The sequence below is a fragment of the Nocardioides plantarum genome, assembly GCF_006346395.1.
GTDB classification, from domain to species: Bacteria; Actinomycetota; Actinomycetes; order Propionibacteriales; family Nocardioidaceae; genus Nocardioides; species Nocardioides plantarum.
In genome coordinates this window covers 85,382-109,467 of sequence record NZ_VDMS01000004.1, presented here as the reverse complement: position 1 = coordinate 109,467, position 24,086 = coordinate 85,382, and the positions used below count along the sequence as shown (strand labels likewise).

General features: G+C 71.3%; 23 protein-coding genes. 16 read left to right on the top strand and 7 right to left on the bottom strand.

All coding sequences use genetic code 11. The annotated features are described in order from the left end of the window. Positions 1 to 43: 43 nt before the first annotated feature. The 4 genes from FJQ56_RS16725 to FJQ56_RS16710 form a co-directional block, all read right to left on the bottom strand. The gene (locus FJQ56_RS16725) at positions 44 to 853 is read right to left on the bottom strand and encodes an alpha/beta fold hydrolase (RefSeq protein ID WP_140010737.1); all 810 of its coding nucleotides are present in this window, start codon (positions 851 to 853) and stop codon (positions 44 to 46) included. Then, the gene (locus FJQ56_RS16720; protein ID WP_140010736.1) at positions 850 to 1,596 is read right to left on the bottom strand and encodes a DUF4184 family protein; all 747 of its coding nucleotides are present in this window, start codon (positions 1,594 to 1,596) and stop codon (positions 850 to 852) included. Before FJQ56_RS16720 ends, FJQ56_RS16725 begins: the two co-directional genes overlap by 4 nt. Before the next feature lie 352 nt (positions 1,597 to 1,948). Beyond that, positions 1,949 to 3,022 carry an acyl-CoA dehydrogenase family protein gene (locus tag FJQ56_RS16715; RefSeq protein WP_140010735.1) on the bottom strand — a complete coding sequence of 358 codons (1,074 nt, stop codon included), beginning with the start codon at positions 3,020 to 3,022 and terminating at the stop codon, positions 1,949 to 1,951. A 34-nt stretch (positions 3,023 to 3,056) separates the two neighbouring features. Then, entirely contained in the window at positions 3,057 to 4,259 is a 1,203-nt protein-coding gene (locus FJQ56_RS16710; protein WP_140010734.1) for an acyl-CoA dehydrogenase family protein, read from the bottom strand. A 47-nt stretch (positions 4,260 to 4,306) separates the two neighbouring features. Here FJQ56_RS16710 and FJQ56_RS16705 point away from each other — a divergent pair, with 47 nt between their 5' ends. From FJQ56_RS16705 to FJQ56_RS16690, 4 genes are all read left to right on the top strand, one after another. Then, positions 4,307 to 5,503 carry a 3-ketosteroid-9-alpha-monooxygenase, oxygenase component gene (locus FJQ56_RS16705; RefSeq protein ID WP_140010733.1) on the top strand — a complete coding sequence of 399 codons (1,197 nt, stop codon included), beginning with the start codon at positions 4,307 to 4,309 and terminating at the stop codon, positions 5,501 to 5,503. A gap of 5 nt (positions 5,504 to 5,508) precedes the next feature. Beyond that, positions 5,509 to 5,808 carry a hypothetical protein gene (locus tag FJQ56_RS16700; RefSeq protein WP_140010732.1) on the top strand — a complete coding sequence of 100 codons (300 nt, stop codon included), beginning with the start codon at positions 5,509 to 5,511 and terminating at the stop codon, positions 5,806 to 5,808. Positions 5,809 to 5,849: 41 nt separating this feature from the next. Continuing rightward, a complete protein-coding gene (locus FJQ56_RS16695) occupies positions 5,850 to 6,938 on the top strand; it encodes a ferredoxin--NADP reductase (protein WP_140010731.1) in 1,089 nt (362 codons plus the stop codon). Positions 6,939 to 7,194: 256 nt separating this feature from the next. Beyond that, positions 7,195 to 7,782 (top strand): hypothetical protein, encoded by a 588-nt coding sequence (locus FJQ56_RS16690; RefSeq protein WP_140010730.1) that lies wholly within the window; start codon positions 7,195 to 7,197, stop codon positions 7,780 to 7,782. A gap of 40 nt (positions 7,783 to 7,822) precedes the next feature. On the opposite strand, the gene FJQ56_RS16685 is transcribed toward FJQ56_RS16690, so the two are convergent. Further along, positions 7,823 to 8,545, bottom strand: coding sequence for an MBL fold metallo-hydrolase (locus FJQ56_RS16685; RefSeq protein WP_140010729.1), 723 nt, complete (start codon positions 8,543 to 8,545; stop codon positions 7,823 to 7,825). Further along, positions 8,539 to 9,279 (bottom strand): maleylpyruvate isomerase family mycothiol-dependent enzyme, encoded by a 741-nt coding sequence (locus FJQ56_RS16680; RefSeq protein WP_170215441.1) that lies wholly within the window; start codon positions 9,277 to 9,279, stop codon positions 8,539 to 8,541. The genes FJQ56_RS16685 and FJQ56_RS16680 overlap by 7 nt, the downstream gene beginning before the upstream one ends. A gap of 163 nt (positions 9,280 to 9,442) precedes the next feature. Between FJQ56_RS16680 and uvrA the strand changes: the two genes are divergently transcribed. The 3 genes from uvrA to FJQ56_RS16665 all read left to right on the top strand — a co-directional run bounded on the left by uvrA (position 9,443) and on the right by FJQ56_RS16665 (position 13,572). Then, positions 9,443 to 12,481: an excinuclease ABC subunit UvrA gene (gene uvrA, locus FJQ56_RS16675; RefSeq protein WP_140010727.1), complete on the top strand. Its 3,039-nt coding sequence runs from the start codon at positions 9,443 to 9,445 to the stop codon at positions 12,479 to 12,481. 120 nt (positions 12,482 to 12,601) lie between these two features. Then, positions 12,602 to 13,102, top strand: a complete 501-nt coding sequence (locus tag FJQ56_RS16670; RefSeq protein WP_140010726.1) for a Rieske (2Fe-2S) protein — start codon at positions 12,602 to 12,604, stop codon at positions 13,100 to 13,102. Further along, positions 13,099 to 13,572, top strand: coding sequence for a Rieske (2Fe-2S) protein (locus FJQ56_RS16665; protein ID WP_211351134.1), 474 nt, complete (start codon positions 13,099 to 13,101; stop codon positions 13,570 to 13,572). The genes FJQ56_RS16670 and FJQ56_RS16665 overlap by 4 nt, the downstream gene beginning before the upstream one ends. Before the next feature lie 25 nt (positions 13,573 to 13,597). Here FJQ56_RS16665 and FJQ56_RS16660 read toward each other — a convergent pair whose 3' ends face one another. Next, entirely contained in the window at positions 13,598 to 14,893 is a 1,296-nt protein-coding gene (locus tag FJQ56_RS16660; RefSeq protein ID WP_140010725.1) for a tetratricopeptide repeat protein, read from the bottom strand. 96 nt (positions 14,894 to 14,989) lie between these two features. Here FJQ56_RS16660 and uvrC point away from each other — a divergent pair, with 96 nt between their 5' ends. From uvrC to FJQ56_RS16615, 9 genes are all read left to right on the top strand, one after another. After that, a complete protein-coding gene (gene uvrC, locus FJQ56_RS16655; RefSeq protein WP_140010724.1) occupies positions 14,990 to 16,981 on the top strand; it encodes an excinuclease ABC subunit UvrC in 1,992 nt (663 codons plus the stop codon). 5 nt (positions 16,982 to 16,986) lie between these two features. Beyond that, entirely contained in the window at positions 16,987 to 17,904 is a 918-nt protein-coding gene (gene rapZ / locus FJQ56_RS16650; protein WP_140010723.1) for an RNase adapter RapZ, read from the top strand. Next, positions 17,901 to 18,878: a gluconeogenesis factor YvcK family protein gene (locus tag FJQ56_RS16645; RefSeq protein ID WP_140010722.1), complete on the top strand. Its 978-nt coding sequence runs from the start codon at positions 17,901 to 17,903 to the stop codon at positions 18,876 to 18,878. Before rapZ ends, FJQ56_RS16645 begins: the two co-directional genes overlap by 4 nt. 90 nt (positions 18,879 to 18,968) lie before the next feature. Continuing rightward, positions 18,969 to 19,955 carry a DNA-binding protein WhiA gene (gene whiA, locus FJQ56_RS16640; protein ID WP_140010721.1) on the top strand — a complete coding sequence of 329 codons (987 nt, stop codon included), beginning with the start codon at positions 18,969 to 18,971 and terminating at the stop codon, positions 19,953 to 19,955. A gap of 251 nt (positions 19,956 to 20,206) precedes the next feature. Further along, a complete protein-coding gene (gene gap, locus FJQ56_RS16635; protein WP_140010720.1) occupies positions 20,207 to 21,202 on the top strand; it encodes a type I glyceraldehyde-3-phosphate dehydrogenase in 996 nt (331 codons plus the stop codon). Between the two features lie 2 nt (positions 21,203 to 21,204). Next, entirely contained in the window at positions 21,205 to 22,413 is a 1,209-nt protein-coding gene (locus FJQ56_RS16630; RefSeq protein WP_140010719.1) for a phosphoglycerate kinase, read from the top strand. An 8-nt stretch (positions 22,414 to 22,421) separates the two neighbouring features. Next, complete coding sequence (tpiA, locus tag FJQ56_RS16625) at positions 22,422 to 23,219, top strand: triose-phosphate isomerase (protein WP_140010718.1); 798 nt, start codon at positions 22,422 to 22,424, stop codon at positions 23,217 to 23,219. A 52-nt stretch (positions 23,220 to 23,271) separates the two neighbouring features. Then, complete coding sequence (gene secG / locus FJQ56_RS16620) at positions 23,272 to 23,508, top strand: preprotein translocase subunit SecG (RefSeq protein ID WP_281284692.1); 237 nt, start codon at positions 23,272 to 23,274, stop codon at positions 23,506 to 23,508. Between the two features lie 62 nt (positions 23,509 to 23,570). Then, positions 23,571 to 23,930, top strand: a complete 360-nt coding sequence (locus FJQ56_RS16615) for an RNA polymerase-binding protein RbpA (protein ID WP_140010717.1) — start codon at positions 23,571 to 23,573, stop codon at positions 23,928 to 23,930. The last annotated feature ends 156 nt before the right edge of the window (positions 23,931 to 24,086 follow it).

Genomic DNA, 24,086 nt, shown 5'->3' with positions numbered 1-24,086 from the left:
CCGGTCGAGGTGCGAGGGCCGCCAGGCCTGAGCCTCGACGCCGTCAGCCCGTCGGGGCGCCGAGGAAGATCCGCAGCGCCGACACGAACGCCTCGGGCTGCTCGGAGTGCACCCAGTGCCCGGCGTCCTTGATCGTCACCTGGGTGGTCCGCGGGAAGAAGCGACGCATCGTCGCGGCGTGCTCCGGGCGGACGTACGGCGACTGTGCGCCGGCCATCCACAGCACCGGGTGGTCGAAGGTCGCCGTGCCGAGCTCGGCGTCGGGGAAGTCCGCGATGGCGGGGAGCTCGCGACGCAGCAGCGCGAGATCGGCCTGCCACCGCCAGCCGGTCTCGGTCGAGCTGTCGGAGCGCAGGTTCTGCAGCAGGAACCCGCGCACCCGCTCGTCGGGGATCGGCGTGGCGAGCAGGCGGTCGGCGTCGGCCCGCCGGTGCACCTGGCTCAGGTCGAGACCCGCCAGGCTGTCGAGCAGGTGCTGGAACTCGCTCTCGCCCTCGCTGAGTGCGGGGGAGATGTCGACGACGACCAGGCGGCGGACGAGCTCGGGGTGCCTCAGCGCGAGCACCATCGCGACCTTGCCGCCCATCGAGTGGCCGACGACGTGCACCGGTTCGGCGGCGGCGTACCCCGTGCGCAGCACCTCGGCGACCACGTCGGCGACGGCGACGTAGTCGACCCGGCCGGTCCACTCGGAGCGCCCGTGGTTGGGCAGGTCGACCAGGAGCGACCGCAGGCCCGGCTCGAGGGCCTTGGCGACCTGGGTGAAGTTGCGGCCCTGCCCGAACAGGCCGTGGAGGAAGACGACGCGCTCCCCGGTGGTGCCGACCTCGGTCGTGTGGAGCTGCGCGGTCACGGTCTCAGGCTAGGCCGCGCGACGCGTACGCCGCGCAGCACCCACCAGGCGACACAGACGACGCCCACCGCGAGCACGCCCACCTGGAGCGCCGTGACCACGGCGTGCTGCGCCGCCGGCTCGACCCCCCGGTGGAGCCGGTCCGCCCCGGCGACGACCGCCGTCACCGTGAGGAGCACGCCGACCGCGAGCAGCGTGGAGCGCGGCAGCAACGGCGGGTCGGCGCGCGGCTCGCGCGGTCTGGCCCGCACCCAGACGACCGAGGCCCAGCCCACGATCACCAGGCCCACGACCCCCGAGGCGGCCTGCGCCCAGGTGTAGCCCGGCCAGAACCAGTGCTCCTCGCGCAGCCACGTGACGTGCCTGGTGCCCCAGCGGTCGTCGTGGGTGAAGGCGTCCCACCCGACGTGGGTGGCCGAGCCGATCACGGCGGCCGGTACGGCGAGGGCCCACGCGGTGCTGCTCAGCCGGGACCGCGGCTCGAGGCGCTCGCGGACGACGTCCGGCGCGACGTCGACGAGCACGTCCCTCACCACCCACACCCACACCGCCAGGAGCACGAGGGCGAGAGCCAGGTCGATCGTCACGATGCCGACGAGGCTGTGGCTGTGGTCATAGGTGCCGAGCCACGGCACGAACAACCGCGCGTCCGGCACGGTCGACCCCGCGACGAGGGCCGCCATCGGCAGGCCCGTGCGTCGCAGGGGCAGGACCAGCGCCGGGTGGGCCAGGGTGAAGGGCACCGGGTGAGGCTACGAGAGTCGGCTCGGGGCGCAGGCGGCCGACCCGCGAACTGGCTGACTGGCTGACTGGCGGACTCGCCAAGTCGCCAAGTCGCCAAGTCGCGAACTCGCGAACTCACGAACTCGCCAACTCGCCAACTCGCCAACTCGCCAACTCGCGCAATCGAACGGGTTGGTGGCCTGGGTGGCTGGGATCGGATGCCGACTCGTTCGATTGAACGGGTTGGTGGCCTGGGTGGCTGGCCATCGGGTGCCGACTCGTTCGATTGAACGGGTTGGTGGCCTGGGTGGCTGGGATCGGGTGCCGACTCGTTCGATTGAACGGGTTGGTGGCCTGGGTGGCTAGGACGACTCAGACCGGTTCGGAGGCCAGCACCCGCCCCACGGCCAGCGCCTGCTCGGTGGCGCCGCCGAACAGGAACTCGAACCGCTTGGCGGTCGTGAAGTAGCGGTGCGCCTCGCCGTCGAGGTCGATGCCGACGCCGCCGTGGACGTGCACGGCGGTGTGGGCGAGCTTGTGACCGGCGTCGGCGGCCCACAGCTTCGCGGTCGCGACCTCGGTGTCGGCAGCGTGGCCCTCGCTGAGCAGCCACACGGCCTGCCACAGCGTCAGGCGCTGGGCCAGGACGTCGATGTAGCCGTCGGCCAGGCGCTGCGACACGGCCTGGAAGGTGCCGATCGGGCGGCCGAACTGCTCGCGCACCTTGGCGTACGACGCCGTGAGCCGCAATGCCCCGTCGGTCACCCCCAGCTGCTCGGCGGCCGCCGCGACGGTCAGCAGCTGCCCGAGTCGCATGGCGGCCTCGACGCCCCCGAGCCGGTCGGCCGGGGCGTCGTCGAGGTCGAGGCGGACCACGAGGTCGCGGTCGCTGCTGTGGCCCTCGACCTCGGTCACGCCGTCGGCGGTGGCGTCGAGCAGGAAGACGCCGGTGCCCTCGTCGGTGGAGGCGGTGACGAGGTAGGCGCCGGCGACCGCACCCGCACGGACGAGCACCTTGGTGCCGGTGAGCCTCCCGTCGCGAGCCACGACCGTGGGGCGGGCCGGCAGGTGCGAGCGCTCCTCGGCGACCGCGGCGGACAGGATGGTGGCTCCCGGGAGCCAGCGCTGCTTCTGCTCGTCGGTGCCGACCTCGGCGACCAGCAGCGCGGCCGGGCCGTGCACGGCCAGGGGGACCGGCGCCAGGGTGCGACCGACCTCGACCAGCACCCGGGCGAGCTCGATCAGGCCGAGCCCCGCGCCGCCGTACTGCTCGGGAAGCGCGAGCGAGACCAGCCCGGCCTCGTCGAGCTCGCGCCACAGGTCGGCGTCGAAGCGGGACCCACCCGCCTCGACGGTCTTCTGGCGATCGTTGGTCGCCCGGTCGCCGAGGATCCGGGCAGCCAGCTCGGCCGCCTCGTCCTGCTCGGGGGTGAAGGAGAAGTCCATGGTCCCTATCTCTCGGTGATCGAGCTTGTCGAGATCATCGCTTCGCGGCCGGCAGGCCGAGGCCCACGTAGCCGATGATGTCGCGCTGGATCTCGTTGGTGCCGCCGCCGAACGTCATCACCAGCGACGAGCGGAACATCCGCTCCAGGCGCCCGGCGAGCACGGCGCCGGGGGAGTCGGCCGTCAGCATGGCCATCGGACCGACGATCTCCTGGAGCGTGCGGTAGACCTCGGTGTTGAGCTCGGAGCCGTAGATCTTGATCGCCGAGGCCTCGGCGGGGGAGAGGTCGACCCCGGCGTCGGCGTCGGCGGCGAGCTTCCAGTTGAGCAGCGTCAGCGCCTCGACCCGGGCGTGCGCCCGGCCCAGCGCGACCTGCACCCACTCGGTGTCGATGACCCGCTGTCCGTCGGGGTTCTTGGTCTGCTGCGCCCACTCGCGCACGAGCTTGAGCGAGTGGATCGTCGGGGCGGCCGAGGTGAGCGAGACCCGCTCGGCGTTGAGCTGGTTGGTCATCAGGCTCCAGCCGCCGTTGACCTCGCCGACCACGTTGGTCACCGGCACGCGCACGTCCTCGTAGTAGGTAGCGCTGGTACCGACGCCGGCGACGGTGTGCACCGGCGTGTAGGACACCCCGGGCGCGTCGGCCGGCACCATGATCATCGACAGGCCCTTGTGGCGGGGCAGGTCGGGGTCGGTGCGGCAGGCCAGCCAGATCCAGTCGGCGTACTGGATCAGCGAGGTCCACATCTTCTGGCCGTTGACGACCCACTCGTCGCCCTCGCGCACCGCCTTAGTCCTGAGCGAGGCGAGGTCGGTGCCCGAGCCGGGCTCGGAGTAGCCGATCGAGAAGTGCAGGTCGCCGGCCAGGATCCTCGGGAGGAAGAAGTCCTTCTGCTCGTCGGTGCCGTAGCCCATGATCGTCGGCCCGACGGTGTTGAGCGTCAGGTAGGGGATCGGGACGCCGGCGACCGCGGCTGCGTCGGTGAAGATGAGCTGCTCGACCATGGAGCGGGCCTGGCCGCCGTACTCCTCGGGCCAGCCGATGCCGAGCCACCCGTCGCGACCCACCTGGCGGATGACGTCCTTGTAGACGCTCGCCTCGCCGAGCTCGGCCGCTCCGAACTCGCTGGCGGCCGCGGCCAGCCCCGCCTTGACCTCGGGAGTGACCAGCTGGGCGAAGTAGTCGGCCAGCTCGGCGCGCAGGGCGTGGTGCTCGGGTTCGAGGGCGAGGCGCATGCGCGTCAGACTAGAACGTGTTCTCGTTTTCGGCTAGCCTCCTCGGTATGAGCGACGTCCGCACCCTCGACCAGGGCACCGCCCCGGAGCGCTTCGCGCGAGGCTGGCACTGTCTCGGGCTGGCCAGCGCGTTCGCCGACGGCAAGCCCCACGCCATCGAGGGGTTCGGCACCAAGCTGGTGGTCTGGGCCGACACGCAGGGCGCGCTGCAGGTCCTCGACGGCTACTGCCGCCACATGGGCGGCGACCTGACCCAGGGCTCGGTCAAGGGCGACGAGATCGCGTGCCCCTTCCACGACTGGCGGTGGGGCGGCGACGGCAGGTGCAAGGCGATCCCCTACGCCCGCCGGGTCCCGCTGCGCGCCCGCACCCAGCGATACGAGACGGCGATCGTCAACGACCAGCTGCTCGTCTGGCACGACGTCGAGGGCTCGAAGGCCGACCGCGACATCCTGCCGCCGCAGCTGCCCGGCCTCGACGAGGGCCTCTACACCGACTGGACCTGGGTCTCGGAGGAGATCGAGGGCTCCCACTGCCGCGAGCTCATCGACAACGTCGTCGACATGGCCCACTTCTACTACGTGCACTTCGCGTTCCCGACGAGCTTCCGCAACGTCTTCGAGGGATCGGTGGCCACCCAGTTCATGGAGTCCAAGGGCCGGCCCGACAAGACCGGGGGCTACGGCGACGCCGAGCTGTTCTTGAAGTCCGAGGCCACCTACTACGGCCCGTCCTACATGATCAACTGGCTCGACACCGACTACAAGGGCTTCAACACCGAGGTCATCCTGGTCAACTGCCACGTGCCGACCGGCCCCGACTCGTTCCGCCTCCAGTACGGCATCACCGTCAAGAAGCCCGAGGGCCTCGACGACAAGACCACCGACTTCATCGCCGCCAAGTACGCCGAGATGTTCGGCAGCGGCTTCCTCCAGGACGTGCACATCTGGAAGAACAAGGTGCCGGTCCAGAACCCGCTGCTGTGCGAGGAGGACGGCCCCGTCTACCAGCTGCGCCGCTGGTACGAGCAGTTCTACGTCGACCAGGCCGACATCGCCCCGGAGATGACCGACCGGTTCGAGTTCGAGGTCGACACCACCAAGGCCAACGAGTACTGGCGCGACGAGGTCGCCGAGAACCTCCGGCTGCAGTCGCTGGAACGCACCGAGCAGGACGCGGCTGGTCATACCGAGACCGAGACCGAAGAAGCCGACGGTGAGCCGTCGCTGATGTCGGGGACCTGAGCCCGGTGGCGTCGTTCGTCCCGACCAACGCTGACACCGCCGAGGACCAGCGCCTCTACACCCGCGCCCGGCTGACCGAGGTCGCCTGCCTCGACTGCCTGGCGACGGTCGGGGTGAAGAAGAACAGCGAGCACCACACGTCGGTCCAGTGGGACGCCACGGCGACCGGTCACTGCCCCGAGATGGCGCGCCGTGGCCGGCTCGATGGCCGTAGCGTGACCCCGGCCTGCCCGCGCCTGGTCGCCAGCATCGAGGCCGCCACCCGTGAGGGTCGCATCCCGGTCGGCGCCGAGGACGGCTACTAGCCTCGCGCTCCCCGCGAGACCCCCGACACGAGAGACAAACCGTGACCACTGCGTCCTTCGAGCTCGAGGTCGTCGACGTCGTCGAGGAGACGGCCGACGCGCACTCGATCACCTTCCGCGTGCCGGCCGGCGCCGAGGCCGACTTCGCCTTCCGGCCCGGCCAGTTCCTGACCGTCGCGGTCCCGAGTGACCAGACGGGCGTCGCCGCGCGCTGCTACTCGCTGTGCAGCAGCCCCGCCGACGAGAGCGGCACGATCACCATCGCGGTCAAGCGCACGGTCGACGGCTACGCCTCCAACTGGCTCTGCGACCACCTGCGCGACGGCGACACCCTGCGGGTGCTGCCACCGTCGGGCATCTTCACGCCCGCCTCGCTCGACGCCGACCTGCTGCTGTTCGCCGGTGGCAGCGGCATCACCCCGATCATGTCCATCACCCGTACGGCGCTGGCGCGCGGCACCGGCCGGATCGTCGTGTTCTACGCCAACCGCGACGAGACGTCGGTGATCTTCGCGCGCGAGCTCACCGCCCTGGCCGCGGCCCACCCCGACCGGCTGCAGGTCGTGCACTGGCTCGAGTCGGTGCAGGGCCTGCCCACCCCGGAGCAGGTGCGTGCCTTCGCGGCCGACCGGGCGTCGTACGACGCGTTCGTGTGCGGGCCGGCACCCTTCATGAAGATGACCGTGGCGGTCCTCAAGGAGCTCGGGTTCCCGCGCGAGCGCCGCCACCAGGAGAAGTTCGTCTCGCTCGGCGGCAACCCGTTCGGCGACCTGCCCGAGGTCGCACAGGCCGCGGCCGAGATCGCGGCCGCCGACGGCGACAGTGACCCGGCGCAGGAGCCTGCCGTCGCCGGACCCGTCCGGCTCGAGGTCGAGCTCGACGGTGAGACCCACGTCTACGACGACTGGGACCCTCGGACCCGGCTGCTCGACCACCTCGAGGCGCGGGGCGTCAAGGCGCCGTACTCGTGCCGTGAGGGCGAGTGCTCGGCGTGTGCCGTGCGGCTTCTCGAGGGTGACGTCGCGATGGCACGCAACGACGTGCTCGACAGCGAGGACCTCGCCGAGGGCATCCGGCTGGCCTGTCAGGCCACCCCGACCACCGACGTGGTGCGCGCGACCTACTCCTGACCGGGAAAGGTCCCTCGTCTCGCGTCTCGAGCCGGTCGCCCCGGTCGGTCCCGGGGTGCCGAGGACCACGTCGTGCCAGCGCGCCGGCTTCCTCCTCCGACATCCACAGGGCGGTAACAGACACGCTCCGGTCTAGACCGATGAAATCCAACGTTTGGTAACACGGGGCCGGCGGCAGGGTGCACCATGTCGAGAGTCTCGACAGGCGCTACCGCACCCATCTCCCCCCATTCCCCCCCCGCCGAAAGGAAGGCCCATGATCACCGTCTCCCTCGTGATCGGCCTGGTCAGTGTCGCCACCCTGGTCGCCTGTGCGACCGCCAAGCCCGCTGGCGAGCGCGGTCGGCAGCAGTCCGCTGCTCGTCGCCGTCGCTTCGTCGAGCAGCACCCCACCCACGTCAACTCCCTCGACATCCGCCGCGAGCTGCTGCGCGGAGGGATCAGTCCCGCCCAGGCGCAGCTCGTCACCGAGAAGGCCGCCGAGAGGGGCATCAAGCCCTTCACGATGTGGCTGTGGCTCGAGCAGCACGACGCCGAGGCCCTGGCCGTCGCCGTGGCCGCCGACCTGTCCCAGTGCGAGCTGCTCACGCACCTGAGCAACGGCACCGCGCCGGACCTCGCCGAGCTCGAGGTGTTCGCCTCGGTCAACGGCCTGGTCATCGACGACCAGCCCGCCCAGGCCACCTACCGCAAGGTCCTCGTCGACTCCGGTGCCAAGGTGCCGCACCGCAAGCCGATGACTCGCCTGCTCGAGTCCGGCAGCCTGCCGGTCGCGCCGGTCGCGCCGGCCTCGCCGATCGCCGACCGTCGCCCGGGTTTCGGCAACGGTGGTCTCGCCGCCTGATCGGGCAGGCCCCACCCCGGCTCACGGCGGTCGACGTCGATCAGTAGCCGCGCTCGCGCCACTCGCCCAGGTGGGGGCGCTCGGCGCCGAGCGTGGAATCGGCGCCGTGGCCGGGGTAGAACCACGTGTCGTCGGGCAGCCGGTCGAAGATCCGCGTCTCGACGTCGGTGATCAGCTGCTCGAACAGTGCCGCCTTGTCGTCGCCGAACGTGCCCCCGACGCCTCCGGGGAACAGCGAGTCACCGGTGAACAGGTGGGCGTGGCCGTCGCTCGCCGGGTCGTCGTACAGCAGGGCGACCGAGCCGGGGGTGTGCCCGGCGATCGCGATCACCTCGAGCGAGCAGGCGCCGACCTTGACGACGTCGCCGTGCTCGAGACGGCGTGCCACGGGGACGCCGGTCTGCTCGGTGATCGCGGCGGCGTCGGGTGCCCCGGCGACCACCTCGGACCCGGTGGCCGCGACGACGTCGGCGAGGGCGCGGTGGTGGTCCCAATGCTGGTGGGTGGTGACGATGGTGGAGAGACCGCCTGCGACGAGGGGGAGCAGCACCTCGGGCTCGGCGGCCGCGTCGACGAGCACCTGGTCGCCCGTCTGGCGGCAGGTCAGCAGGTAGCAGTTGTTGCTCATCTGCGGGTCGACCGCCACCTTGGTGACCACCAGCCTCTCGAGCTCGCGGACGTCGGGTGCGCCGCCGACGGTCACCTCGCCGGTGTAGCCGGTGCTCGCAGTGCTGCTGTCCGTGCTGTCGCTGGTGCTCACCATGCCTCGATCCTCGGCATCGCGCCGTCGCTCGTCAGTCGGTCGCCCGGGTCGCGGCCGGTGAGCCACCAGCCCAGGTCGGCGGCGGTCCCGGTGACGGTGGGCGCTCCCGGGTCAGCCTGCCAGGTGCGGTCGACGTCGGTGGCGACCAGGGTGGCCGGAGCCCGAGGAGCCAGCCGGTCAACCAGGAGGACGGCGAAGTCGGCCGGCCAGTCGGAGGGCCGGTAGCCGACACCCAGGTCGGCGTGGTGGATCTCGACCTCGCGACGCCGCATCGACGTCACCTCGCCCACGACGAACGTGCGCGTGCTTCCGGGTGTGCGCTCGATCACGGTCTCGTGCAGGTCGCCGGGCACGGAGGCCAGGGCGTCGGCGAGATCGGTCGTGGCGCCGTACAGCCGCGAGCGAAGGGTCGTCGGGCGGGAGGCGGCGAGCTTGTCGATGTCGTCGTCGCGGGCCGCGTCGCCGGCGTACATCGCGACCGGGACGCCGTCGGCGACGCCGCGCAGCGCCGCAGCGAGGCCCTCGGCGTTGAGCGCGAGGTGGGCGACCACGTGGGCGCGCGTCCAGCCGGGCAGGAGGGAGGCCTCGGCGTACGAGGCGTCCTCGAGACCGTCGACAGTGCGGATCAGCCGACGGGTGGAGCGGTCGAGCGCGACCCGGGCATCGGAGGTGACCGATGTGGCCGCTGCGGCCAGCGGTTCGGAGGGGGTGGACGGGTCGGCCGGGACGGTCACGGTTCCCATCCTGGTGGGTGAGGCAACCCTTTCGGGTCGCCGCCGGACGCAGGATTGTCCGCGGTGCCACCTAGGCTGGTCGGACCGGCGCGGCGACTTGTCGTTACGTTGCCCGTGCCGAACACTTGTTCGAACACCCACCCGGTCGATCCAGAGGACTCCAGTGGCTGACCAGCTCATCATTCGCGGTGCGCGCGAGCACAACCTCAAGGACGTCTCGCTCGACCTGCCGCGCGACGCCCTCATCGTCTTCACGGGCCTGTCCGGCTCGGGCAAGTCGTCGCTCGCGTTCGACACGATCTTCGCCGAGGGCCAGCGACGCTACGTCGAGTCGCTGTCGGCCTACGCGCGCCAGTTCCTCGGTCAGATGGACAAGCCCGACGTCGACTTCATCGAGGGTCTCTCGCCCGCGGTCTCGATCGACCAGAAGTCGACCTCCAAGAACCCACGCTCGACCGTCGGCACGATCACCGAGGTCTACGACTACCTGCGGCTGCTGTTCGCTCGCGCCGGTCGTCCGCACTGCCCCACCTGTGGGGCACCGATCGAGCGACAGACGCCGCAGCAGATCGTCGACCGCGTGCTCGCCCTCGAGGAGGGCGCCCGGTTCCAGGTCCTCGCGCCGGTCATCCGGGGGCGCAAGGGCGAATACCTCGAGCTGTTCAAGCAGCTGCAGACCCAGGGCTTCTCCCGGGTCAGGGTCAACGGCGAGACCTACGCGATGGACGAGCCGCCCAAGCTCGACAAGCAGAAGAAGCACACGATCGAGGTCGTCGTCGACCGGCTCGCGGTCAAGGAGTCGTCCAAGCGCCGCCTCACCGACTCGGTCGAGACGGCGCTCAACCTCGCGGCCGGTCTCGTGGTCTTCGACTTCGTCGACCGCGAGCCGAAGCACCCCGAGCGCGAGCTGAAGTTCAGCGAGAAGATGTCGTGCCCCAACGACCATCCGATCGACACCGACGACCTCGAGCCGCGGTCGTTCTCGTTCAACTCCCCGTTCGGCGCGTGTCCGGCGTGCAGCGGCCTCGGCACCCGGATGGAGGTCGACCCCGAGCTGGTGGTGCCCGACCCGCGCGCCACCCTCAACGAGGGTGCCATCCAGCCCTGGGACAACGTCAGCGTCGGCGAATACTTCCGCAAGCTGCTCGGTGCCCTGGGCGGCAAGCTCGACTTCGACCTCGACACCCCCTGGAGCGATCTGTCGGCCTCCGCGCGGACCGCGATCCTCGACGGCCACGCCGCCAAGGTCCACGTCGTCACCCGCAACCGCTACGGCCGCGAGCGGTCCTACGACGCCCGGTTCGAGGGGGTCCGTCCCTACATCGAGCGACGACACCGCGAGGCCGAGTCCGACACGAGCCGCGAGCGGTTCGAGGGCTACATGCGCGAGGTGCCCTGCCCCACCTGCCGCGGCAGCCGGCTGAAGCCCGTCTCCATGTCGGTGACCCTCGGCGGCAAGAACATCGCCGAGATCTGCGCGCTGCCGATCAACGAGACGGCCGAGTTCCTCGATGGGCTCGAGCTCACCGCCCGCGAGCGCCAGATCGGCGAGCGCGTGCTCAAGGAGATCCAGGAGCGGCTGCGCTTCCTGCTCGACGTCGGCCTCGACTACCTCTCCCTCAACCGGCCGTCCGGCTCGCTGTCCGGCGGCGAGGCCCAGCGCATCCGGCTGGCCACCCAGATCGGCGCCGGCCTCGTCGGCGTCCTCTACGTGCTCGACGAGCCGTCCATCGGCCTCCACCAGCGCGACAACCAGCGGCTGATCGAGACCCTGGTCCGGCTCAAGGACCTCGGCAACACCCTGATCGTCGTCGAGCACGACGAGGACACCATCAAGGTCGCCGACTGGGTCGTCGACATCGGTCCCGGTGCCGGCGAGCACGGTGGCCAGGTGGTGCACTCGGGCACGGTCCAGGGGCTGCTCAACCACCGCGACTCGATGACCGGGCAATACCTCTCCGGGCGTCGCGAGATCCCCGTCCCCGCCGTACGCCGCCCCCGCACCGTGGGCCGCGAGCTGCGGGTCCACGGCGCCCACGAGAACAACCTGCGCAACGTCGACGTGTCGTTCCCGCTCGGCCTGTTCGTCGCCGTCACCGGCGTGTCCGGCTCGGGCAAGTCGACCCTGGTCAACGACATCCTCTACACCTCGCTGGCCAAGCAGATCTACCACGCCCGCGCGGTCCCGGGGCGTCACCAGAAGATCACCGGCCTCGAGCACGTCGACAAGGTGATCCACGTCGACCAGTCGCCGATCGGCCGCACCCCGCGGTCCAACCCGGCCACCTACACCGGGGTCTTCGACCACGTCCGCAAGCTCTTCGCCTCCACCCCGGAGGCCAAGATGCGCGGCTACCTCCAGGGTCGCTTCTCCTTCAACGTCAAGGGCGGGCGCTGCGAGGCGTGTGCAGGTGACGGCACGATCAAGATCGAGATGAACTTCCTGCCCGACGTCTACGTGCCGTGCGAGGTCTGCCACGGCGCGCGCTACAACCGCGAGACGCTCGAGGTGCACTACAAGGGCAAGACGATCGCCGAGGTCCTCGACATGCCGATCGAGGAGGCGCTCGACTTCTTCGCAGCCGTGCCGCCGATCGCCCGGCACATGAAGACCCTCGTCGAGGTCGGCCTGGGCTACGTGCGGCTCGGTCAGCCGGCCACGACCCTGTCCGGGGGCGAGGCGCAGCGGGTCAAGCTGTCGTCGGAGCTGCAGAAGCGGTCCACCGGCCGCACGGTCTACGTCCTCGACGAGCCGACAACGGGGCTGCACTTCGAGGACATCCGCAAGCTGCTGCTGGTGCTCGGGCGCCTGGTCGACGCCGGCAACAGCGTCCTGGTCATCGAGCACAACCTCGACGTCATCAAGACCGCCGACTGGTTGGTCGACATGGGACCCGAGGGAGGCTCTCGTGGCGGCACGGTCCTGGCCGAGGGCACTCCCGAGGACGTCGCCGCGGTTCCCGAGAGCTACACCGGTCAGTACCTGGCCCCCTTGCTCGCTGGCCGTGAGGCGCAGCAGCCCACCCGGCGGCGGGCGGCCTCGACAGCCCCCGTCGGGCGCCGTGGCACGTCCACGGCGGCGGCCACGGGCTCGAAGGCGCCGGCGAAGAAGGCTGCGACCAAGAAGGCCACGGCGAAGACGGCCACTGTGAAGAAGGCCACCGCCACGAAGGCGCCGAGGCGGGCTCCGCGATCCAGCTGAGCAGGTCCGACGTCCCGGTCCCAGGGGGCTGTCAGCGACCTCTCATGCTGGTCTCATCTGGCTGACTAGTGTGGTCTTCAACTACTTCCCCCACCTCGTCACCTCCCTGAGGAGCCCTTCGTGACCACCCCCCTCACCCGCCGCCGTACCCTGGCCGGCCTCACCGGAGTCGGCCTCGCCCTCCCGGTGCTCGCCGCCTGTGGCGACGACTCCGGCTCGACCGCCTCCGACACCCCGAGCGGCACCCCCACGTCCGACCCGACGACCGACGCCACCAGCGGATCCGCCCCGGCCACCGGCGAGGCGAGCTCGCCGGCGTCGTCCGCGGCTCCGGTCGACGGCATCGTGTCGACCGCCGACGTGCCCGTCGGCAGTGGTGTGATCCTCGCCGACGACCAGGTCGTCGTGACCCAGCCGACCGAGGGTGACATCAAGGTCTTCAGCGCGATCTGCACCCACTCCGGCTGCCCGGTCGGCGCGATCAAGGGCGCCGTGATCACGTGCCCCTGTCACGGCAGCACCTTCGACGCCGCCACCGGCGCCGTCCTCGGCGGGCCCGCGTCCGCACCGCTGCCCGCGGTCGACTTCACGCTCGACGGCGACCAGGTGGTGCTCTCGTGAGCGGCGAGGTCACCACCACCGAGGCGACCACCGAGGCGACCACCGAGACCGCCCCGGCGCGCCACAGCCGCCGTCTGGTGTTCCAGGGCATGGGTGCGCTCGGCGTGGCCTGCGTCCTGGCGGCCTGTGGCGGTGGCAGTGACGACGGTGGCAGCAGCGGCGGGGGAGCTGCGCCCGAGGCGGGCGCCTCCCTGATCGCGACCGCCGAGGTCCCGGTGGGCGGTGGGGTCGTGGTGAGCGAGGCCAACCTCGTCGTGACGCAGCCGACCGAGGGCGACTTCAAGGCGTTCACCACCGCCTGCACCCACCAGGGCACACCGGTCAACCAGGTCGACGGCGCCGACATCATCTGCCCCAACCACGGCAGCCGGTTCTCGATCACCGACGGGTCGGCGCTCAAGGGCCCGGCCACCACCGCGCTGTCGGAGGTCCAGGTCAAGGTCCAGGGCGACCAGGTCGTCGTGGCCTGACGCCGGCTCCGGCCCCTCGGGGCGGCTACCCCGGCGTCAGGACGTCGGCCCGACAGCGCCGACGCCAGGCCTCGTCCCGAGGCGAGCGGCGTCTGTCGAGCCGGTGGTCGAGCAGGTCACGGGCCTCGACGTACCGACCGGCCCGCAGCAGCGCGGCGACCCTGATCTCCTCGACCAGCTCGCGCTGCGCCTGCGAGCCGCCCACCCGGCCCACGGACGTGGCGAGCGACGCCAGGGCCGTGGCCGCGGCGTCGTCCTGGCCGGCGTCGAGCAGCTGGAGGGCCCGGGCGAGCGGCGCGACCACCTCGCGGTGCGTCGCGTGGCCGTGGGCGCCGGCCCAGGTGGCGAGCGAGGCGAGGCCCTCGCCGTCACCGAGGGCGAGCAGCGCCGCCGCCGCGTGCATGCCGAGGAACGGCGTCGAGGGGTGGACCAGCACATCCCGCCCCACGGCGTGCGCGACCTGCTCGAGTCCGGGGACCTGCGCGGCGGCGGGGGTCAGTGCCCAGCGCACCAGCAGCGACGCGCTGTCGACCAGGGCCCGGCACCCGGACGCGAGCTCGGGACGCAGCTGCGCGTCGTAGCGGCGGCGTACGGCGTCGAGGTCGCCGAGCGACAGCTCGTGCAGCGCGGCGTGCCACGAGAAGTGGCTGAGGCTCTCCGCCCCGGCGCCGGCTCCCGCGACCCAGCCGTCCATCCACGCCAGGCCACCGGCGTGGTCGCCGGTCTCGTAGTGCACGTGCGCGCGGGCGTGGGCCGAGTGGCCGGCGTCGGGCTGCTCGGCGAGCGACCGGCACGCCAGCTCGTAGGCCTCGTCGTAGCGCCCCTGCTCCTGACGGACGAAGGCGAGGAGCCCGGCGTACCACCAGTCGTCGCCGTACGACGGTGCTGCGCGCTCGACGATCGACCACGCCTGCTCGAAGACCTCGGTGACCCCGGCGAAGGCGATGGTCGGGATCGCGGCCGACAGCAGCAGCGCGTCGACGGGGTAGCGGTCCAGGTGGTCGACGACCAGGCTCGAGTCGCCCCGCAGGTGGGCCAGCACGGCCGCCACGTGACTCTGCTCGCGCTCGGTGCCGAGGTGCGCCCACCGTTCGGCGTCGCGCATCCGGCCGACGACGTCGACCTCGACGCAGAGGTCGTAGCCGAGGAGGGCCAGGTCGGCGTGCCCGAGCGCGAACGTGGGATCGAGCACGATCGAGGTGGCCAGGGCGTCGGCCGACCCGGCCCGCAGGGACAGCAGGCCGTCGAGCCCCCGCGAGTAGGCCGCGGCGGCGTCGCGACCCGTGGAGAGGGTCAGTCCGTAGCGGTCGCGGCAGGTCATGTAAACACACTAAGCCACTCGACATTAGCTTGGCGAGACCCCGTCCCGACCGGGAGCCACGTCCGGGGTGTCGGTGCCCGCTCGTAGGGTGGAGACGTGCCTGCGTCCCGTCCGACCCGCTCCTCCCGGGGACCCCTGTCCTACCGGCCCGAGCCGGGCACGATCCCGACGCAGCCGGGGGTCTACCGCTTCCGCGACGCACGCGACCGGGTGATCTACGTCGGCAAGGCCAACAACCTGCGGGCCCGCCTCTCCTCCTACTTCCAGGACCTCGCCAACCTGCACCAACGCACCGCCACCATGGTCACGACGGCGGCGCGCGTCGAGTGGACGGTGGTCAACACCGAGGTCGAGGCCCTGCAGCTCGAGTACTCCTGGATCAAGGAGTTCGACCCGCGGTTCAACGTGAAGTACCGCGACGACAAGTCCTACCCGTGGCTGGCGGTCACGGTCGGTGACGCCTACCCGCGGGTGATGGTCGGCCGGGGCGCCAAACGCAAGGGCACCCGCTACTTCGGCCCCTACAGCCATGCCTGGGCGATCCGCGAGACCGTCGACATCCTGCTGCGGGTCTTCCCGATGCGCTCGTGCAGCAACGGCGTGTTCAAGCGCTCCCAGCAGATCGGGCGGGCCTGCCTGCTCGGCTACATCGGCAAGTGCTCGGCTCCGTGCGTCGGGCAGATCAGCGAGGACGACCACCGCGCGATCGTCGACGACTTCTGCGACTTCATGGCCGGACAGACCCGCCCGTTCGTCAAGCGCATCGAGCGCGAGATGTACGCCGCCTCCGACGCCATGGACTTCGAGCGGGCCGCCCGGCTCCGCGACGACCTCGGGGCGATGCAGCGCGCCCTGGAGAAGCAGGCCGTGGTGCTCGGCGACGGGGCCGACGCCGACGTGATCGCGCTGGCCGAGGACCCGCTCGAGGTCGCGGTGCAGATCTTCTACGTCCGCGGCGGCCGCATCCGCGGCCAGCGCGGGTGGGTCGCCGACCGGGTCACCGACGCCGAGACCCCCCAGCTGGTCGAGGACTTCCTGCTCCAGCTCTACGCCGGCGACGCCGACGCCGTGCCGCGCGAGATCCTGGTGCCCGCGCTGCCGACCGACGTCGACACGTTCGAGGCGCTGCTGAGCGACCTCAAGGGCAGCCGGGTCCAGATCCGGGTGCCCCAGCGCGGCGACAAGAAGACCCTCCAGGAGACCGTCGCGCAGAACGCCCGCCAGTCGCTGGCCCTCCACAAGACCAAGCGCGCCAGCGACCTCACCACCCGCAACCAGGCGCTCGACGAGATCCGCGAGGCGCTCGAGCTCGACGAGGCACCGCTGCGCATCGAGTGCTACGACGTCGCCCACCTGCAGGGCACCGAGGTGGTCGCGTCGATGGTCGTCTTCGAGGACGGGCTGTCCCGCAAGGGCGAATACCGGCGCTTCGTCATCAAGGGCGTCGACAAGCAGAACGACGTCGCCTCCATGCACGAGGTGATCACCCGGCGCTTCAGGCGGCTGCTCGACGAGCAGTCCCGTTCCGACACGCGGGCCACCGACCAGGGTCCGATGCTCGTCGATCCCGAGACCGGCCGGCCCCGCAAGTTCGCCTACGCGCCGGGCCTGGTCGTCGTCGACGGCGGGCAACCGCAGGTCGCGGCCGCCCAGCAGGCGCTCCTCGAGCTCGGCATCAACGACATCGCCGTCTGCGGGCTGGCCAAGCGGCTCGAGGAGGTGTGGCTGCCGGGGGAGGAGGACCCGGTCATCCTGGCCCGCTCGTCCGAGGGTCTCTACCTGCTGCAGCGGATCCGCGACGAGGCCCACCGCTTCGCCAACACCCATCACCGCGGGCGCCGGTCCAAGACGATGGTCGAGAGCATGCTCGACGACGTCCCCGGACTCGGCGAGGTCCGCCGCAAGACGCTGCTCAAGCACTTCGGCTCGCTCAAGAAGCTGCGCGAGGCCGAGGTCGACGAGATCGCCCAGGTCCCCGGTATCGGCCCCCGCACCGCCGAGGCGATCAAGACCGCGGTGGAGCAGGCCTCCGCGAGCCGCAAGACTGTCTCCGTGAACACCGCCACCGGCGAGATCGAGGAGTCGTGAGCGACATGGCCCCGGACACTCCGGAGACCCCCGAGAATCCCGAGATCCCGGAGCGCGGTGAGCTGGTCATCGTCACCGGCATGACCGGTGCCGGCCGCAGCACCGCGGCCAAGGAGCTCGAGGACCTCGGCTACTACGTCGTCGACAACCTGCCGCCCAGCCTGCTGCCCGACGTGATCCGGCTCGTCGACGAGAGCCACGGGCCGCGGCAGAAGGTCGCCGTCGTCGTCGACGTCCGGTCCGGGTCGTTCTTCGCGGGGCTGCGCACGTTCCTGGCCCAGCGGCGCGACCTGGGCGACCCGCACGGTCGGCGTACCACCCTGCTGTTCCTCGACGCCGCCGACGACGTGCTCGTCCGTCGTCAGGAGGCCGTACGCCGCCCGCACCCGCTGCAGGCCTCGGGCCGCCTCCTCGACGGGCTGCACCGCGAGCGTCGCGCGCTGGCCGACCTGCGCGGCGAGGCCGACCTCACCATCGACACCACCAGCCTCAACGTGCACCAGCTGACCGACCGGGTCGCCGAGGCGTTCGGCACCCCCGAGTCCACGGCGCTCAAGGTCACGGTGATCAGCTTCGGCTTCAAGTACGGCATCCCCGTCGACGCCGACTTCGTGGCCGACATGCGGTTCCTGCCCAACCCCCACTGGGTCCCCGAGCTGAAGCACAACACCGGCCGCGACGCCGACGTCGCCGACTTCGTCAAGGCCCAGCCGGGGGCGGCCGAGTTCCTCGACGGCTACCTCCCGGTGCTGATGGGCGTGGCCGACGGCTACCTGCGCGAGGGCAAGCGCTTCATGCGGGTGGCGATCGGGTGCACCGGTGGCAAGCACCGCAGCGTCGCCATGACCGAGGAGATCGCCGACCGGCTGCGCGCGGCCGGGTTCGACGCCAAGCCGGTCCACCGCGACCTCGGGCGCGAATGACGACGACGTCGCGGGCCCAGGCGGTCGTGGCGTTCGGCGGCGGACACGGGCTGCACGCCTCGCTGTCCGCGCTGCGCCTGCTCGTCGACGACCTGACCGTCGACGACCTCACGGCCGTCGTCACCGTCGCCGACAACGGCGGCAGCTCCGGCCGGCTGCGCAGCGAGTTCGGGGTGCTGCCGCCGGGCGACCTGCGGATGGCGCTGGCCGCCCTGTGCGGCGCCGACGACTGGGGCGACACCTGGACCCGCCTGCTGCAGCACCGGTTCGCCGGCGAGGGCGAGATGCGTGGACACGTCGTCGGCAACCTGCTCATCGTCGGGCTCTGGGAGCTCCTCGGTGACCCGGTCGAGGCCCTCGACTGGGTGGCCCGGCTGCTCGGCGCCAAGGGACGGGTCCTGCCGATGGCGCTGACGCCGATGGACATCCGGGCCGAGGTGCGGGGCCTGGTCGCGGGCGACCCCGACGCCCTGACCACCGTGCGCGGTCAGGTCGAGGTCGCCACCACCGAGGGCGTCATCACCACCCTCGACCTCGAGCCGCCCGACCCCGAGGTCAGTCCGCTCGTGCTCGACAAGGTCATCGAGGCCGACTGGGCCTTCATCGGCCCGGGGTCGTGGTTCTCCTCCGTCATCCCGCACCTGCGGGTCCCGCAGCTGCGCGAGGCGATGGTCGCCAGCCAGGCCCGCCTGGTGGTCGTGCTCAACCTCGAGGAGCAGGCCGGTGAGACGGGCGGCTTCGCGCCCGCCGACCACCTGGCGGTGCTGTTCGAGCACGCTCCCCACCTGCGGGTCCACACCGTGCTGGCCGACCGCGCCAACCTCACCGACGAGCAGCACGACGAGCTGCTGGCCCTGGTCGAGGCGTCCGGCACCCGACTCGTGCTCGACGACGTCGCGCGCGACGACGGCAGCCCACGACACGACCCCGTCAAGCTCGCGGCGGCCTACGCACGCCTCATCGCGGCGGGTTGACGCTCGTCACATGTGACCCGTTTATCCCACCAGCGCAAGGGATCCGGGCCCCCGAGGAGGGTTGTTGACGCCCGTGACAGGATCGCTCCCATGGCGATGACGGCGCAGGTGAAAGCAGAGCTCGCCAACACGCAGACGACGAAGACCTGCTGCCGCAAGGCCGAGGTCGCCACCACGCTGCGCTTCGCCGGTGGACTGCACATCGTGAGCGGCAAGATCGTGGTGGAGGCCGAGCTCGACACCGGTGCCGCCGCCCGACGGCTGCGTCGCGACATCGACGAGGTCTACGGCCACAAGTCCGACGTGGTGATGGTGCAGGGCAACGGCATCCGCAAGGGGAGCCGCTACATCGTGCGCGTCGTCAAGGACGGCGAGTCGCTCGCCCGCCAGACCGGGCTGCTCGACCAGCGCGGCCGCCCCGTGCGCGGGCTCCCGCCGGCGGTCGTGTCCGGAGGCGGCTGCGACGCCGTCGCCGCCTGGCGCGGCGCCTTCCTGGCCCACGGCTCGCTCACCGAGCCGGGCCGCTCCTCGTCGCTCGAGGTCACCTGCCCCGGCCCCGAGGCCGCGCTCGCCCTCGTCGGCGTCGCCCGCCGCCTCGGCATCCAGGCCAAGGCCCGCGAGGTCCGCGGCATCGACCGCGTCGTGATCCGCGACGGCGACGCCATCGGCCAGCTGCTCACCCGCCTCGGCGCCCACGAGACGCTGATGGCCTGGGAGGAGCGCCGGATGCGCCGCGAGGTCCGCGCCACCGCCAACCGGCTCGCCAACTTCGACGACGCCAACCTGCGCCGGTCCGCCCGGGCCGCCGTCGCCGCCGGCGCCCGCGTCGAGCGCGCCATGGAGATCCTGGGCGAGGAGGTCCCCGACCACCTGCAGCTGGCCGGCACGTTGCGCCTCGAGCACAAGCAGGCCTCGCTCGAGGAGCTCGGACAGCTGCACGAGCCCCAGCTCACCAAGGACGCCATCGCCGGGCGCATCCGCCGACTGCTCGCGATGGCCGACAAGCGGGCCGAGGAGCTCGGCGTACCCGACACCGAGGCGTCCTTGACGCCCGAGATGCTCGCCGACGACGACTGAGCGAGCAGGCATCCCGCGAGGAACGAGCGGGATGCCGTCGCGAGCGAAGGTTGAGCGAGCGACGCGGCTGAGCCTGCGAAGCCGCACGAGCGAGTCGAAACCACCGCAGCCGACGCAGCCAACCCTCGCCAGGGCTCCCGCGTTCGGCTCGTCGTGGTTACCCGCACGTACCCCGGGACGCCATACCTGCGTGCCAGGTCGGACGGTAGGGTCGGAATTGGCCTCAGACCCCCAGCTTCAGGAGTTTCGCAGTGACTGTTCGTGTCGGCATCAACGGCTTCGGCCGCATCGGTCGCAACTTCTTCCGCGCCGTGCGCGCGTCCGGACTCGACATCGAGATCGTGGGTGTCAACGACCTCACCGACAACGCGGTCCTCGCGCACCTGCTCAAGTACGACTCGATCCTCGGCCGGCTCGACGCCGACGTCAGCTCCACCGACGACGCGATCGTCGTGGGCGGCACCGAGATCAAGGCGTTCTCCGAGCGCGACCCCGCCGCACTCGGCTGGGGCGACCTGGGTGTCGACGTGGTGGTCGAGTCGACCGGCTTCTTCACCGACGCCACCAAGGCCAGGGCCCACATCGACGCCGGCGCCAAGAAGGTCATCATCTCCGCGCCCGCCACCAACGAGGACATCACCGTCGTGATGGGCGTCAACCACGAGGACTACGACGGCGCGAAGCACACGGTGATCTCCAACGCCTCGTGCACGACCAACTGCCTGGGCCCGATGGCCAAGGCGCTCAACGACGACCTCGGCATCGTCAAGGGCCTGATGACGACGATCCACGCCTACACGGCCGACCAGAACCTCCAGGACAACATCCACAAGGACCTGCGCCGGGCCCGTGCCGCTGCCCTCAACGTCGTCCCGACGTCGACCGGTGCGGCCAAGGCGATCGGCCTGGTCCTGCCCGAGCTCAAGGGCAAGCTCGACGGCTACGCCCTGCGCGTCCCGGTCCCGACCGGCTCGGCGACCGACCTGACCTTCGAGGCCGGTCGCGAGACGACCGTCGAGGAGGTCAACGCGATCATCGAGAAGGCCGCCGACGGCCGCTTCCTGAAGTACTCCACCGACCCGATCGTGTCCTCCGACATCGTCACCGACCCGGCGTCGTGCATCTTCGACGCGCCGCTGACCAAGGTCATCGGCAACCAGGTCAAGGTCGTCGGCTGGTACGACAACGAGTGGGGCTACTCCAACCGCCTCGCCGACCTGATCGACTACATCGGCAAGACCCTCTGACGGTGGGGGACTACTCCTCCCTCGGTGACGTCGCGGGCAAGACCGTCCTGGTCCGCAGCGACCTCAACGTGCCCCTCGACGGCTCCGACATCACCGACGACGGCCGTATCCGCGCCTCGGTCCCGACCATCAAGGCGCTGGCCGACGCCGGCGCCCGGGTGGTCGTGACCGCCCACCTGGGCCGTCCCAAGGGCGCGCCCGAGGACCGCTACTCCCTGGCGCCCGTGGCCGCCCGCCTCGGCGAGCTGCTCGGCACCGACGTCGCCTTCGCCACCGACACGGTCGGCGACTCGGCCCGGGCCACGGTCGACGGCCTCGCCGACGGACAGGTCGCCCTGCTCGAGAACGTCCGGTTCAACCCCGGCGAGACCAGCAAGGACGAGGCCGAGCGCGGTGCCTTCGCCGACGAGCTCGCGTCGCTCGCCGACGCGTTCGTGTCCGACGGCTTCGGCGTCGTCCACCGCAAGCAGGCCTCGGTCTACGACGTCGCGCAGCGGCTCCCGCACGCGATGGGCGCCCTGGTCTCGACCGAGATCGACGTGCTGCGGCGCCTGACCGTCGAGCCCGAGCGGCCCTACGTGGTCGTCCTGGGCGGCTCGAAGGTCTCCGACAAGCTCGGGGTCATCGACAACCTGCTCGACAAGGCCGACAAGCTGCTCATCGGCGGCGGCATGGTGTTCACCTTCCTCAAGGCCCAGGGCCACGAGGTGGGCAAGAGCCTGCTCGAGGACGACCAGCTCGACGTGTGCCGTGCCTACCTGCGGCGCGCCGAGGAGTCCGGCGTCCAGATCCTGCTGCCGGGCGACATCGTCGTCGACACGTCGTTCCCGTCGGGTGACGTCACGCCCGACCCCCGGGTCGTCCCGGCCGACCAGATCCCGGCCGACGCCCTCGGCCTCGACATCGGCCCGGCCTCGGGAGCTGACTTCGCCGCGGCCCTGTCCGGGGCCCGCACGGTCTTCTGGAACGGCCCGATGGGCGTCTTCGAGGTCCCGCAGTTCTCCGACGGCACCCGGGCGGTCGCCCAGGCGCTCACCGAGGTGACCGCCGCCGGCGGGCTCTCCGTGGTCGGTGGCGGTGACTCCGCCGCCGCGGTCCGCAGCCTGGGCTTCGACGACGCCGCGTTCGGACACATCTCCACCGGGGGCGGTGCCAGCCTCGAGTACCTCGAGGGCAAGGAGCTCCCCGGCATCACGGTCCTCGAGAGCTAGGAACAACCATGGCCAAGGCCACCCGTACGCCGCTGATGGCGGGCAACTGGAAGATGAACCTCAACCACCAGGAAGCGGTGGTGCTGGTCCAGAAGCTCGCCTGGACGCTGAGCGACAAGCGCCACGACTTCGCCAAGGTCGAGGTGGTCGTCGTACCCCCGTTCACCGACCTGCGCTCGGTGCAGACCCTCGTCGACGGCGACCGGCTGCTGGTGAAGTACGGCGCCCAGGACGTCTCGGTGCACGAGTCGGGCGCCTACACGGGTGAGATCTCGGCCGGCATGCTCGCCAAGCTCGGCGTCTCGTACGCCGTCGTCGGTCACTCCGAACGGCGTCAGCACCACCACGAGACCGACGAGGTCGTCAACGCCAAGGCGCACGCGGCGCTCGGCGCCGGGATCACCCCGATCGTGTGCGTCGGCGAGGGCCTGGAGGTCCGTCAGTCCGGCGAGCACGTGCCGTTCACCATGGCCCAGGTCGCCGGCTCGCTGGCCGGGTTCACCGGCGAGCAGGTCGCCGGCCTCGTGGTCGCCTACGAGCCCGTCTGGGCGATCGGCACCGGCGAGGTAGCCACTCCGGAGGACGCCCAGGAGGTCTGTCAGGCCATCCGCGGCCAGATCCGGGAGGCGCACGGCGAGGCCGCTGCTGCCGGTGTCCGGGTGCTCTACGGCGGCTCGGTCAAGGCGTCCAACGTCGCCGGCATCATGGCCAAGCCCGACGTGGACGGTGCCCTCGTGGGCGGCGCGAGCCTGCAGGTCGACGAGTTCGGCGGCATCTGCCGCTTCTACGACATGCCCAGCCTGTGACCGGCCCTGCCGATCGTCCGACTCCGACCACCCTGACGTAGGATTCCACCTCGTGAACGCGGAACTGATTCTCACCGTCCTGCTCCTCCTGGCCAGCGGTCTCATGATCCTGCTGGTGCTCCTCCACAAGGGGCGCGGCGGCGGCATGTCCGACATGTTCGGTGGCGGCGTCTCGAGCTCGCTCGGCGGCTCGTCGGTGGCCGAGCGCAACCTCGACCGCTTCACCATCGGGACCGGCGTGATCTGGTTCGCCTGCGTCATCGCGCTGGGCCTGCTCAAGGCCTACTGAGAGCTCCTGCTCGTCTCGACGTCCCATCCCCACGTACTACACGAACACAAGGAGCAACCCCCATGGCTGGTGGAGGAAACGCCATCCGCGGAAGTCGCGTCGGCGCTGGACCGATGGGCGAGGCCGAGCGCGGCGAGTCCGCGCCCCGACAGGCCGCGACCTACTTCTGCTCGCACGAGCACCGCACCGTCATCACGTTCTCGGTCGAGGCCTCCGTGCCCGACCACTGGGACTGCCCCAAGTGCGGTCTGCCGGCGTCCCTCGACTCCGACAACCCGCCCCCGGCCCCCAAGATCGAGCCCTACAAGACCCACCTGGCCTACGTGAAGGAGCGTCGCTCCGACAAGGAGGCCGAGGTCATCCTCGACGAGGCCATCCAGCTGCTGCGTACCCGCCGCAAGTCGGGCGAGGTCATCTTCTGACCTGAGCGACCCGCATCCACCACGCCGAACCGCGCCGGCCCCGCCAGGGGTACGGCGCGGTTCTGCGTCCGGCCCCCTCGGCACCACGAGAGACGGGTCACCGCCAAAACCACGCTGACCCGTCGCCCATGGGCGACGGGTCAGCGTGGACGTTGC